Genomic DNA, 12,843 nt, shown 5'->3' on the forward strand with positions numbered 1-12,843 from the left:
GAAACGGAAACGAAGGTTCCAGACATGCCAGTGTTGGCATGGAAGATATTGTGCGCGCACATCATGTGCTGCGTGAAGTGATTGTAAGAACACCGCTGCAGCGTGACGCTGTACTGTCGGCTAAATATAACTGTAACGTGTATCTGAAGCGGGAAGACCTGCAGGTGGTGCGTTCATTCAAAATTCGTGGAGCCTACAACATGATACGTAATCTGACTCCTGCCGAAATGGAGAAGGGCATTGTCTGCGCAAGCGCGGGCAACCATGCACAGGGGGTTGCATTCAGCTGTAATGCGCTGGGCATTCACGGTAAAATTTTCATGCCAAGCACAACACCGAACCAGAAGGTGAAGCAGGTACGTCGTTTTGGTGGCGATAATGTGGAGGTTGTTTTGATCGGTGACACCTATGATGATGCATATGCTGAAGCGATGCGTGCATGCGACGAGAAAGGCATGACCTTTATCCATCCGTTTGATCAGCCGAAGATTATTGCAGGAAACGGAACGGTTGCGATGGAGATTATGGAAAGTCTTGATGAGAATGCAGACTATATGTTTGTGACCATCGGCGGCGGCGGCTTGGCAGCCGGGGTAGGAACGTACATGAAAACGGTCAGCCCAGAGACACGTATTATCGGTGTGGAGCCGCTTGGGGCAGCATCTATGAGTGAGGCAGTGTTCCGCAAACAGGTGGTTACGCTGGACGATATCGATAAATTTGTGGATGGTGCAGCGGTAAAACGGGTTGGTGATCTGACCTATGACATCTGCAGCAGCATTCTGGACGATATCGTGAAGGTTCCTGAAGGCAAAGCCTGCACAACGATTCTGGAGTTATATAACGAAAATGCCATCGTTGTCGAGCCTGCAGGTTCGCTGGCTGTAGCTGCACTGGAGCAGTACCGGGAACAGATCGCAGGCAAGACAGTGGTCTGTGTGATCAGCGGCGGTAACAATGATATTGACCGGATGCAGGAGATTAAGGAGCGTTCCTTGATCTACGAGGGATTGAAATATTATTTCATGGTGAATTTCCCGCAGCGTGCAGGAGCTTTGCGTGAGTTCCTGGAGGAAGTGCTTGGTCCTAACGATGATATCGCCAGATTTGAATATACGAAGAAACATGATAAGGAAAACGGCCCTGCCCTGGTTGGCATCGAGTTGATGTACAAAGAAGACTACCAGCCGCTCATCGAACGGATGAACCGCAAAGGTATCACATATACGGAACTGAACAAAAACTTGAATCTGTTCAATATGTTAATCTGACGCATCGTACACAATAAAAGGCAAAAGAAGAGCAGAAAAAAAGAAAGAGAAGTAGGGAAGGGGAGTGCGTTTCATAGTGAGAGCAAATACTCTGCCAAATCATCAGAAAGCAGCACCACAGATCAGACCTGCGTCGAAGCAGGATGTGGATCAAATTGTTCCGCTGCTCGTGCAGGCCATTGGTGATATTGCATATGCGCTGGCGGGTGAAGCGGATCATGAGCGGGCAATGGATATTTTGCGGGACTACGTGACACAGGAAAATAATCGGATCAGTTATCAGAACATCACGGTGATGGAGCAGGATGGACAGGTTGCCGGGATGCTGGTGGCGTACGCGGGTGATGATGCAGATCGTCTGGATCAACCCATATTAGATCGGCCCGGACGGAATCAGGATGAGAAATATGCTTTGGTAAAAGAAACCCGTCCCGGGGAGTATTATCTGGATACTCTTTCGGTAAGCGAGAGTTTTCAGGGGCAGGGCATCGGCCGTGCACTGATGGCTGCTTTCGAGCAGCAGGGTAAAGAACTAGGTCACACACGTGCTGCGCTGATCGTGGAACAGGACAACGGTCGTGCGATGCAGCTGTATGAACGCCAGGGCTACGTTCAAGATGACGTCATTCTCATTGGAGGACACGAGTACGATCATATGGTCAAAACAATTTCAGACCTGTAGGTATTAATAGACGGAGGGCTGCTGTCTGGGGAACGGCTCTCAGGAGTTTACCAAATACGGTTGTACGCAAAAAAGACGAGAGCAGCTTCGCTAGTGGACGCTGCTTCGTCTTTTTTGTTTTGTGCAGCTGCGGGGAGCTGCACGAGTTCATGAAATGAGCTTTAAAATCATTCTCTACTCATAATTGGAATACTCATTAACAGGTACGTTCTCTTCCAGCCATTTTTCGACGGCTTCTGTCTTCTCAAACTTGGATTCGGACACAACATCCATGAACGCATCCAGTTTTTTCAGAAAAGCACTGTCCTTGGAAGAGCTGCGCTGTAAGACAGCTTTGTAACCTTTTTGGGCATTGGCATCCATGATATTGGTGTCGTAATCGAACAGAGGTGTATTATCCAGCCCGTAAAAAGTGTACAAGGTATATTCATTCAGCAGCATCTGTATCTTCTGTTTCCGGTTGGAGTTGGGATAATCATTCAGGAATTGTTCCTGGTTCAGGGCACGATTCAGCATGTCCTGATACCCAATCATCAACCCTCCATCTTCAGTAGAAATATGGTTTGTTTCCACGGCCATGATTCGAATGTACTGTTTGATATCCTTATTTACGTAAGAGGTATATTTTTCAAACGCAGCATAATTCATGATCGGATAGAGAGAACCCTCGATTGGAATCAGGCGATAGCCGCTGTCTCTGGCCTGCTGCAGCAGTGAGCGAAGAGCGCTGTCTTTGGTGCGGGACATCATTTGGGTGAAGCTGTCATTCCACTTGTAGATTTTCAACATCTGATCCTGAACATTCGGTACAAGCATACGGTCCTCTATAGCAGTAAGCGCTTTGTAGCGGGCATTTTCCAGCTGCATTACCATTAGTGTGGCATGATATGGGGTGACCTGTTTGATCTTGGACTCCAGATAACGATCTGCTTCGGGCAGGCCATTCTTTTTGTAAAGCTTAGTCTGAAACGACTTGTATATTGCTGTTGAACTAGCTGAGGTAACTTTGGTATCTGCAGCAGGCGCGGCGGAAGCAATGCCGGCAGCGGGTACAGCAGCCGTTTGAAGAAGCATAGCGATAGCCGTCGCTGTAAGCAGCGTGCGTACCGTTTTATTTTTGAAAGATGGCAAAGATAATGTCATAGTTATGAACCTCCTGAATGTATGAAATTGGCATATAGGAACGCTAAAACAAAAGTATATCAGGTTTGGTTATACATTAACCACAGATTAAAGCAAATGGTACAAGAAGTGGTTGCGGAATAGTGACAAATTTTTCTGTTATTTTTAACCTTTGCAGGGTAGATGCAGGGTGAATTTTTCTGCGAAAATATTTTTGGGATAACCGGAAACTTTTTAATGAATCCGAACGTCTTAGATGTGCATAGGAAAATACAGGAATTAACGACCAGCGCAGCTAATCTATAGGGATGAACTAAATATGGGGAGATTGGGGATAGGGTTATGAGGAAAGCGGGAGGCAATCAAGTGAAAAAGGTGATGTCAGCACTGGCCGTATCGGCCATGCTTATGTCTGCGCTGCCACTATCTGTGATGGATGCAGCAGCAAGAATCAGCATTTATATTAACGATACCGAGCTGCCATCGATGCAGGCTCCAGTAATGAAGGCTGGACGTGTGCTCGTTCCGCTGCGGTCCATTTTTGAAGGACTTGATGCGGATGTGCAGTACAGTAACAAAACCAAAAAGATTACGGCAACCCGTGGTGACCAAGAGGTTTCGTTAACCCTAGGTTCCAAAGCTGCGTATATCAACGGACAGCTGACCAAACTCGATGTGCCTGCGAGTACAATCAAGGGCAATACCATGGTGCCGATTCGTTTTGTGAGTGAAGCTTTTGGGGAAAAAGTGTTCTGGAACTCACGTAATCAGCGTGTGGATATCAAAACAACAACTGCATCTGAACCGCCGATTGACGACACACAGTATTCCGCATGGAATATCTATGGATCAGTATCCGGCAGCAATGGAGATGGCCGTGATCTGACGGTAAGCTTCACACGTGCAATGTCGGAGAAGACGGTATCTGCTTACCGCGTGATGCTGGTGAAAACGCGCAATGTGAACACCTTTAACGAAACGGCAGCGGCAGCTGTACCTTCGGGGAACTATACCTCCATTACACCTAATGGCAGCAATCCGAAGCTTACCCTCAACGCCCAGACACGTGATGTTAATGGCGATCTGTTAAACAGCAATGAAACCTACCGTTTATATGTATTAACTGTAGGCAACAGCAGCAATAACTACAAAAATACGTTAGGCTGGTCTTCTCAGAGCTTGAAGTTGAATAATGTTCGTTCTTCCGTACAGGCTGTAACGAACCTGCGCGCCGCAGATGTCAGCGATTATGGTGATGGTAGAGATATGGAGATCAACTTCACGCAGCCGAGCACAACTTCGAATATTACGTACTACCGCGCTTTTGTTGTGAAAGCGAAGGATGCATCATCGTTTAACCTGGATACTGCGAACAAAGTATCTAACGCCAACTCCACGATCATTTATAAAGGCAGCTCCAATACAGTTAAAAGTCAGCTTACCTCTTCATCGCGGGATACTTCAGGCGAACTGATCAAAAGTGGAACGTCTTATGTTGTTTACATCATGTCTGTAAGCACGAATACATCAACAGACAGCAAACTGTCCTCGGCTTCATCTTCCCTGACGCTGTCTGTAAACACAGCATCAGCTCCAGTCATTACACAAGTGAGAGATATTTCGGATTATGGAGATGGACGCGACATTCAGGTAAGCTTTAACCGTTCATCGGATGAGTCGAAGGTGGCGAACTATCGTGTGTTTGTTGTACGCAATACGGTGGCAAGCAGCTTTAATCTGACTACAGCAAGCAATCTGTCGTCCAGCTTGTATTACACGGTGAATAAAACAGGTAATAACATTACGGTTAACCTGCCTTCGAATATGAGAGACACCAGCGGTTACAACGTAACGAATTTGCAGGATTATCGGATTTTTGTCATGGCAGCAGGTACGCAGCAGAACAACTACACCAATGCGCTGTCAGCTTCTTCGAGTGTGTTGAGACTGACTTCTAACAGCACTGCAGGTGTGGCGAGCAATCTGTCTGTTACCGATATCGCGGACAATGGGAACGGATCTGACCTGCGTGTCTCGTTTACCAAAGCGTCAGATGAATCCAGTATTTCTCACTATCGCGTGTTTGTAGTGCCCGCAAGCTATGCAGGAAGCTTCAATCTGAATTCTGCCAACTCGTCAAGCTATTACACGCAGGTAAATAAAACGGGAAGCAATCTTACAGTAAACCTGCAGTCTAATACACGGGACACATTCGGGAACCTGATCTCCAATGGCCTTCCTTACCGTGTGTTTGTCCTGTCGGTAAACAATAACGGAAATTGGAGCCAGAATGCCCTATCTTCATCCTCGGCCCAAATCACGTTAACACAAAATGCAGCTTTAAGTGCACCGACTAATGTAACTGCAGCTGATGTGGCGGATAACGGTAATGCGAATGATATCCAAGTGACATTTAACCGATCAGCGAATGAAGCGAACGTGAGTCAGTACCGTGTATTTGTTGTAAAAGCGAACAGTTCATTGAGTTTATCTACCGCAAGTTCTTTAGACAGCAGATTTTATACTGCTGTAAATAAATCGAATAGCACCTCGTTCAGGCTGCCTGTTGGAACCTTAACAACAGATGGCAGCACGATCGTTAACGGCGGGGAATATCGAGTTTATGTAATGGCTGTGAATAACAACAGTTCTCTGTCAAATGCTTTATCGTCACCATCAGGTGTTGTTAAGCTAAATTTGACTTCTGCTGTTCAGGAAGCAAGTAATGTCGCAGTAACATTTGCTGAAGCAGCACAAGCAACCGGAGAGGCAACCGACATTTCAATCAATTTCACGAAACCTCAAAATGATGCAGGGATCGCCAGCTATGCCTTAATGATCGTGCCTTCAAGTCAGTCGGAAGTTTTTAACTTGGCTGCAGCCAAATCCGTTCTCTCTTCTACTAATAGTTATCTGACTGTACCTAAAAACGGGTCTAGTGCGAATGTTCAACCATTTGCATTCACAAAGGATGTTAGCGGGAATAAGATTGATTCTAGTAAATCGTACCAAGTTTTTGTCTTATCTTTGTCAGAAAACAATTCAAGAGAATCCAGTCTGTCTCGTGGCTCTAATGTATTCAAAATCAATGCGAAGCAGCAGGCACAGCCGATCGATGTAAAAGCAGCTGTAGTAACTGCAAGTAGTGAAGGGCAAATCATAAAGGTTAATCTTCAGTCAGACAATGAGCAGGGTATTTCACAATACAGAGCTTTCATTGTGAAGGACGGTTCCCGTTTTGGACTGGATGAGGCTAACAGTATCAGTGCCGATAGATATCAGGAATTAACGAAAGGTGATACGTTATTAACTCTTTCCAAAGATACAAGTGGACAGACAATAACTTCTGGAACGTATCAAATTTATGTTCTCTCTGTTGCACAGCAGCAATCCGTTCGTAACGCCTTATCCAATGCTTCTAAAGTCACAGTGGAGGTGCCTGCTCAATCATCAGCGAACCCACCGGCGGCGAATGTGCCATCTTCTGACACACCTGCTTCATAAGCAAAGTGCTGTCCGAATAGTTGTTTGTCAGGTTCCGAAGTTCTAAGTCAGATTCCGAGTTTCTAAAAAAGTATAATGATTCATCAACTACCTTTCCTGCGGGGAAGGTAGTTTTTGTTTTAACCATAACCATCACTCCCATGATCTAACGTGACCAATGTCCTTATTTTTCCAGTAATTAAGCTTCTAAAAGGGTTCCTTAGGTCATTGCTGGGGATGTAACAAACGATGGATAATAGAAGTCATAGAGGAGACAGTTCATGAGCCGAAAGGGAGGATGGAATGTTAGCGTTTCGTTTGGCGGGGGAACCGGATTCGCGATTGCCTTTGTATCTGTACGGCGTGGGTACGCAGGAAGAGAAAGGACTGCATAGACCCCAGGGTTTTCCGGTGCATCAGTTATTTTTGGCACGGGGCGGTGGGGGACATTTCAACATTTCGGGAAAAGGGACTGTAGTCATCCAGGCTGGGCAGCTGTTTGTACTTGAATCAGAAACAGCTCATGAATACATTCCTCACCCCAAAAATGGCGGAGAGTTGGGGTACATCGGCATCGGCGGTGATGCGGCAGCGTTGGTGCTTCAAACGGCCGGTTTAATTCAGAGAACGCCTTCCACAATAACCCAGTTCGATCTGATATGGTCACGAATGATGGAACTCTGGGAAGCACTGGATCAGGGTAGGGTATCCATGTGGAATACATCTGCTTTGGTATACAGGCTGGTTCTTGATATAACCCAAGCCATTACATCGACATCGACAGTATGTTCCTCTCCTTTAAGGGAGAAAAGGTCCGGACAGTCCTCATTAGAACCTGGGGGTGCTGTTCAGGAGTACAGGACGGGCGATTCACGCGTACATGTTAATTCGGATGCAGGTATGGATGGGCTTAACCGGGCAGTGGCCTTGATGCAGGCACATTATCAGGATGATCTGTTATTGAAACATGTGGCCGAAGCCGTAGGCTACTCTGTGCAGCATCTGAATCGTTTGTTTCACCAGCATTACGGTGTGACGGGCCATCAATACATGCAGCGCTGGCGTCTGCAAAAAGGACTGGAGTGGTTGAACAAGCATCCTCAGGCTAGTGTGAAGGAAGCGGCGGAGAACGTAGGCATGGAAGTGAATTATTTCATTCGCATGTATAAACGTGAATTCGGGGAAACACCGGGCAGAGGTGTGAAGCACCGCAATCAGCTCCAACTGAGGCAGAGCGTGTCTTTTCACAATAATCAAGATCAGCCCTAAACAGCTGCTGGCGAAGGGGAAGAAACCCTAATAACAAATAAAACATATAACAGAAAAGGGACCGAGCGGTCCCTTAAAAAATACACTAAGCAAATAAGAGGCTTTATATGATGTTTCTCTCAATAAAAATCATGCTGATCCGTGTATAATCGTGGATCATCTTTTTGAATTGAAATCAACCTGGTGGGTATAAATGTAGTGGTTAGAAGTGAATATGGAAAGCCGTATTCATCGGGTTTACGCCTGCTTCTTTTGCCCAAAAACAGGACGGATCAAGACAAGCCCAACAACGCCAATAACTGTACTTACCCATGGAGCCATGTAAAACACGGGAAGTTTATCCCGAAGTGGATAACCGACAAAGAGTACCAGTACAACAATGACAATGTAAATGGCAATGCCACGAACGTTCACCTTAGGCATCACGTGTTTGTCTTCTCCTTGGTCATCAGGGCGCTCTGCTAATCGGCGCAGCATCTCTACGAGCGCAATCCCGCCTACAGCGGCAATAATGAGAGAGAACAGACTGATATGTTCAAATGCTTCGGTGTCTCCATCTGTCCAACCGAAGAACAGCCCTGCACAGCCCTGGATGAGCAGCACAACGGATACAGCTGTCCAAGCAATCATGACATACCATTTAGGTGTTCGTTTCACAGGTTCTGTCGTATCCGCATGATCGACTGTCTGCTCTGAGACGGCGTTGGATTTCTTGCTTGGTCTTCCTGCATCTTTGGGCTTGGCAGCATTCGTCTGCGGTTCTGTATGTGAATCATCTGCATCATGTACTCCAAGCTGTACATAAATATCTTTTTCAAGATCAGGTCCGTACAGTTCACGTGCAGATTTGTTATCCTGCTGCGCTTGTACGATGGCTTTTCCCGCAGCGAGAATCCATTCTTCCTGTGTTCTCTCGTCTACTGGTGCCTGCCGTGCAATGGTGCTGATCCGGTCATACAATTGTACGTTATCCGGTGTCATCCGGCCCATCTCTGTAATCTGCCGATTTTGTAATTCTTTCAGCTTTTTATAGGAAATCCCCAATGATTGCTCCCCCTGTCTTCACACGTTCTGATCTTCCATTCCACGAAGACCCTGACGGTATTTTAGTATACGGGAAGGCCTCTCGTTTCGCAAAGTCATTCCTTATAAAATAACTGCTTATGGTTCACCCAAAGCCCGATGCAGGCAAGCACAACACAGGTACATAAGAGCACCAGTTTTCCATGATGCTGAATCCATCCAAGTAGATGTGCCATGAGTTTCTTCCTTTCCGTTAACAGGCTTCCGGGACAGGAGTGCCTGTAATTTTGGTTTTATTTTCCCCCGTGAATGCGTGAATATACACTGCTCGATCGGAAGAAGCAACGATTCTGTGAACCATGCATAAAGAGCTGCCTAATCCATCACAATAGTAGCATTTCCAAACCGAAATGATGGATAGGAGGGTGTTCAAAATGGATAAGCAATCAGATCTGACACGAAAGATGCTGCTCAACAGCAACTCACGTGGTGTCGTTGATGAAGTGGTGCCGATGAACGAGGCAGTGGAGGATGCGGAATTCAGCGACGAGCTGGACGATCATAATCTGCAGGGACGAAGCTTTTGGAACAACGACGGGGAAGGTCAGCAGCATGAGTGGAGCGGACGAATCGAGACCCATTCGATGTTTCGCAGGAGCTACGAGTGAGAACGTGATCGTAAGCAGCATACCATAAGACGATGATTACGATAGGTTAGCAAAAGCGATGCTTGTTTCAGCGTTAGGCTTTTTAAATGTTTTCACGAATGAAAAATGCACATAGAATGGATGTAGGAACTGAATGGCAATAGGACAGAAATATGCGGGGCCGGGCTGAATACAGCCAGGCTCTTTTTTTTGTAGGATAATGAGTGAAAAAGAAAACCGGTACCCGAAATAGTGATGTCATTTCACGCGTTGACTTGCAGGTGTGGGGATGATAATATACTAATATCTTCTTAATACTTACTAAACTTATCGGATTAAATACAATTAATGCGCAATATTTGAATATATAACAAGGAAACCAATCGCAAGGTCACCATGGAAAGGGGAAATCGGTATGGAACGTCAGATCAGCATCCGACACGGAGAAGAGGAGTTAACCGCAACGATTCACTATCCGGTTGTACATGATATCAAAGAGGAGACACGCCAGCAGCGCGTCCCCTTGGCTGTCATCTGCCATGGCTTTGTGGGAAGCCGGATTGGCGTGGATCGATTATTTGTGAAGACAGCTCGTGAACTAGCGGAAGACGGTTATCTGGTGCTGCGTTTCGATTACATCGGCTGCGGAGAGAGCAGCGGTGAATACGGAGCGGAAGGGCTGGAGTCTATGGTACAGCAGACGCGTTCTGTGCTCGATTATGCTGTGAACTGCAGCGATGTCGACCCTACACGTGTGACTTTGATTGGACACAGCTTGGGCGGAGCGGTTGCGCTGTTAACCGCTGTACGAGACAAACGGGTTAAAAATCTGGTCATGTGGTCGGCTGTTGGTTACCCGTTCAATGATATTGTGAAGATTACAGGGCGGGACGTGTATGACGAGGGGGTAAGAACAGGGACTGCCGATTATCTGGGGTATAAATTCACACCTAAATTTTTCGAGTCACTTGCAGAGCATCAACCGTTTCAGGAAGCGGTGAAGTTTAACGGGGATGTGCTGGTTGTACACGGTACTTCAGATGAGGTCATCCCTGTAGACTATGCCTTTCTCTATCAGAAAGTGTTCTGGATGCGTCAGGAAGGGCGCTGCGACAAGGAAATCATTTTCCAGGGCAACCATACCTTCTCATCCGGTAAAGAGCGTGAACAACTGATTACACGTACGAGAGAATGGCTCGGAGAGCGTCAGAAGATTGAAGAGAACTGGCAGCACTGGATGATCTAAGGGATAAGCCGAACGTCATAATTCAAAAGTCACGGGTATTAACTTGGAAAAGCGGCTTCTTCGGGGTAAAATAGAGGGGTAAGCATCCTATCCGTGTCTGGAGGTTGGCAGCAATGACATTACCTGCACTATTCATTGCGCATGGTTCTCCCACTCTGGCGTTGGAGAGCAGTGACTACACTCAATTTTTGAACAAGCTTGGAGACAGGCTGCCGGCTCCAAAGGCCATCGTTGTATTCACCGCACACTGGGATTCTCCCGAGCCTTCGGTGACGATGGATGAATCCCATCAGACCCTGCATGATTTTTATGGATACCCTCCGGCGATGTATAACATACAGTACCCTGCGGCTGGGCAGACCGAGATTGCGGATGAGATCTGTGCGTTATTCTCGCGCAGCAACTTGTCACATCGACCTGTTCGAGGACGCGGGCTGGATCATGCCGTATGGGTGCCGCTGCTGCATATGTATCCTGAAGCGAACATTCCGGTTATTGCCGTATCGGTAGACTCGCTGCGTTCCCCGCAAGAGCAGTATGATATTGGGCGTATGCTGGAACAGCTCAGGCATGATAATGTACTCATGATCGGTAGTGGCGGGACGGTGCATAACCTCAGAATGCTTGCACAAGATGATGAGCCGCAGGATTGGGCCGTAGAATTTGATGACTGGCTCGCTGAGCGTCTGCAGCAGTGGAATACCAGAGAATTGTTTCTGTATGAAAAAAAAGCCCCTCATGCTCGGACGGCAGTTCCGTCATACGGCATGGAACATCTTGCCCCGTTGTTCTATGCCATGGGCACAGCGGATATGTCTCGCACCGCGAAGCGATTATTTCAATCGTATGCCTGCGGCACATTAAGTTTGAATTGCTGGCAGTTTGGTGACAGCATATAACTTGGAGAAGATGAGAACAGAATAGATCAATATCGTTGAATATAAACAAGCAAAAGGTTCCTGCTGTCAGCTGGCTGACTGCAGGAACCTTTTTTGTGTTCGGAAATATCGCGTCCAAGAGGTATCACACGCTTCTGTATATGAAGTTTCGCCTCCAGTACAGCATAAGACTATTTTCGGATTTCAAAAAGCTCACAAGCTGCACGTGAGTGGTAGGCCAGTTCGCTTACACTGGACTGCACAACAACGGTTTTTTCATCGAATCGGATTATAACACCTCCAGAGTCGATCTGGTGGTTATCTTTAAATACGCGGATTTTATGTTTTAAGGTCATGGCTTCCTGAAAATCGGCGTCAGTTTCAAGACGGCGCTGAATGGGCATAGGAATACTCCTTTACGATGATAAACTTTTAACTCCATCATAATATGGGATTCCAAAGGTGAGCAAGTGAGAGGCAGCTGGCGATAGAAATCAGGCCGTTAAAAAGCCCTGCTTCAAGGGGAGGAAGCAGGGCCGCATTTCTTATGTTTTAGCGATTAAGCCGTTTTTTTCGTTGGTGTGATGGTTGGTGTGTTTGTAGGCTGCATCGTTCTGTCTTTTTTGAAAAGTCCGCGAAGGTAAGGCAGTACCCAGTGATCCAGACCGATTTTACCAGCATTTGCACCAGCTACGACGATGAAGATTTCCATCACTACCAGTTGAGCGTTTGTGCTCACTGTTCCCGAGAAGAGGAACGCGAAGTTCATGACCATTGCCATCAGCGCTGCAAGTGTTGTGAAGCATCCGAGAATGAGTCCCAAACCTACCAGGAATTCACCGAGCGGAATGACGAAGTCGAACAGTCCGGCATTCGGAATTGCGAATTTTTCAAGGAAAGTTGCCCACCAAGCCTGCACGGCTGGATGATCGCCTGTTGCTTTTTCAAGTGCTCCAGCGAGGAACCCGCCAGCTTGGAATCCGCCGGTCAATTTGCTCCATCCGTGAGTCATCCAGTCATAACCGATATACACCCGAAGTACTGTTAAAATCCACATTGCCACTTTGTTTTCTCTAAGCCATTGGTTGAAGCTGAACATATAAACCACTCCTCTTATGGAATCTAGTGTGTTGTTTTTGTTTTTCTAAGTGATCACCTTTGATGTCTTTATTGTATAGTCCTGCAGTGTTTTTGTTTGTGATTAAAATCACAATCTAGTTCA

At 46.6% G+C, this 12,843-nt stretch carries 11 protein-coding genes; 7 read left to right on the forward strand and 4 right to left on the reverse strand.

The genetic code is table 11. The annotated features are described in order from the left end of the window. Positions 1 to 38: 38 nt before the first annotated feature. Positions 39 to 1,271 (forward strand): threonine ammonia-lyase IlvA, encoded by a 1,233-nt coding sequence (gene ilvA, locus MKY97_RS03825; RefSeq protein ID WP_342556223.1) that lies wholly within the window; start codon positions 39 to 41, stop codon positions 1,269 to 1,271. A gap of 76 nt (positions 1,272 to 1,347) precedes the next feature. Further along, positions 1,348 to 1,953: a GNAT family N-acetyltransferase gene (locus MKY97_RS03830; RefSeq protein ID WP_342554192.1), complete on the forward strand. Its 606-nt coding sequence runs from the start codon at positions 1,348 to 1,350 to the stop codon at positions 1,951 to 1,953. 174 nt (positions 1,954 to 2,127) lie between these two features. On the opposite strand, the gene MKY97_RS03835 is transcribed toward MKY97_RS03830, so the two are convergent. After that, positions 2,128 to 3,096, reverse strand: a complete 969-nt coding sequence (locus MKY97_RS03835; protein ID WP_342554193.1) for a hypothetical protein — start codon at positions 3,094 to 3,096, stop codon at positions 2,128 to 2,130. Between the two features lie 321 nt (positions 3,097 to 3,417). On the opposite strand from MKY97_RS03835, the gene MKY97_RS03840 reads away from it, so the two are divergent. Further along, positions 3,418 to 6,579 carry a copper amine oxidase N-terminal domain-containing protein gene (locus MKY97_RS03840; RefSeq protein WP_342554194.1) on the forward strand — a complete coding sequence of 1,054 codons (3,162 nt, stop codon included), beginning with the start codon at positions 3,418 to 3,420 and terminating at the stop codon, positions 6,577 to 6,579. A gap of 282 nt (positions 6,580 to 6,861) precedes the next feature. Then, positions 6,862 to 7,827, forward strand: coding sequence for an AraC family transcriptional regulator (locus tag MKY97_RS03845; RefSeq protein ID WP_342554195.1), 966 nt, complete (start codon positions 6,862 to 6,864; stop codon positions 7,825 to 7,827). 237 nt (positions 7,828 to 8,064) lie between these two features. Here MKY97_RS03845 and MKY97_RS03850 read toward each other — a convergent pair whose 3' ends face one another. Then, positions 8,065 to 8,871, reverse strand: coding sequence for a hypothetical protein (locus MKY97_RS03850; protein WP_342554196.1), 807 nt, complete (start codon positions 8,869 to 8,871; stop codon positions 8,065 to 8,067). Positions 8,872 to 9,284: 413 nt separating this feature from the next. Here MKY97_RS03850 and MKY97_RS03855 point away from each other — a divergent pair, with 413 nt between their 5' ends. The 3 genes from MKY97_RS03855 (at position 9,285) to MKY97_RS03865 (ending at position 11,642) form a co-directional block, all read left to right on the forward strand. Beyond that, the gene (locus tag MKY97_RS03855; protein WP_342554197.1) at positions 9,285 to 9,518 is read left to right on the forward strand and encodes a hypothetical protein; all 234 of its coding nucleotides are present in this window, start codon (positions 9,285 to 9,287) and stop codon (positions 9,516 to 9,518) included. Between the two features lie 394 nt (positions 9,519 to 9,912). Then, positions 9,913 to 10,743 carry an alpha/beta fold hydrolase gene (locus MKY97_RS03860; protein ID WP_342554198.1) on the forward strand — a complete coding sequence of 277 codons (831 nt, stop codon included), beginning with the start codon at positions 9,913 to 9,915 and terminating at the stop codon, positions 10,741 to 10,743. Between the two features lie 113 nt (positions 10,744 to 10,856). Continuing rightward, positions 10,857 to 11,642 carry a class III extradiol ring-cleavage dioxygenase gene (locus tag MKY97_RS03865; RefSeq protein WP_342554199.1) on the forward strand — a complete coding sequence of 262 codons (786 nt, stop codon included), beginning with the start codon at positions 10,857 to 10,859 and terminating at the stop codon, positions 11,640 to 11,642. 170 nt (positions 11,643 to 11,812) lie between these two features. Here the strand turns inward: MKY97_RS03865 and MKY97_RS03870 are convergent, their stop codons facing one another. Together MKY97_RS03870 and MKY97_RS03875 are read right to left on the reverse strand one after the other, a co-directional pair. Then, the gene (locus MKY97_RS03870) at positions 11,813 to 12,025 is read right to left on the reverse strand and encodes a hypothetical protein (protein WP_342554200.1); all 213 of its coding nucleotides are present in this window, start codon (positions 12,023 to 12,025) and stop codon (positions 11,813 to 11,815) included. A gap of 155 nt (positions 12,026 to 12,180) precedes the next feature. After that, positions 12,181 to 12,720 (reverse strand): DoxX family protein, encoded by a 540-nt coding sequence (locus MKY97_RS03875; RefSeq protein ID WP_342554201.1) that lies wholly within the window; start codon positions 12,718 to 12,720, stop codon positions 12,181 to 12,183. Positions 12,721 to 12,843: the final 123 nt, after the last annotated feature.

Source organism: Paenibacillus sp. FSL R7-0652, from assembly GCF_038595045.1.
Taxonomy (GTDB): Bacteria; Bacillota; Bacilli; order Paenibacillales; family Paenibacillaceae; genus Paenibacillus.

What these genes read in the sequence shown, in the direction of transcription:
- ilvA (WP_342556223.1), top strand. Translation starts at nt 39, where the DNA reads ATGGAAGATATTGTGCGCGCACATCATGTGCTGCGTGAAGTGATTGTA.
- MKY97_RS03875 (WP_342554201.1), bottom strand. Translation starts at nt 12,720, where the DNA reads ATGTTCAGCTTCAACCAATGGCTTAGAGAAAACAAAGTGGCAATGTGG.
- MKY97_RS03870 (WP_342554200.1), bottom strand. Translation starts at nt 12,025, where the DNA reads ATGCCCATTCAGCGCCGTCTTGAAACTGACGCCGATTTTCAGGAAGCC.
- MKY97_RS03845 (WP_342554195.1), top strand. Translation starts at nt 6,862, where the DNA reads ATGTTAGCGTTTCGTTTGGCGGGGGAACCGGATTCGCGATTGCCTTTG.
- MKY97_RS03855 (WP_342554197.1), top strand. Translation starts at nt 9,285, where the DNA reads ATGGATAAGCAATCAGATCTGACACGAAAGATGCTGCTCAACAGCAAC.
- MKY97_RS03835 (WP_342554193.1), bottom strand. Translation starts at nt 3,096, where the DNA reads ATGACATTATCTTTGCCATCTTTCAAAAATAAAACGGTACGCACGCTG.
- MKY97_RS03840 (WP_342554194.1), top strand. Translation starts at nt 3,418, where the DNA reads ATGAGGAAAGCGGGAGGCAATCAAGTGAAAAAGGTGATGTCAGCACTG.
- MKY97_RS03860 (WP_342554198.1), top strand. Translation starts at nt 9,913, where the DNA reads ATGGAACGTCAGATCAGCATCCGACACGGAGAAGAGGAGTTAACCGCA.
- MKY97_RS03865 (WP_342554199.1), top strand. Translation starts at nt 10,857, where the DNA reads ATGACATTACCTGCACTATTCATTGCGCATGGTTCTCCCACTCTGGCG.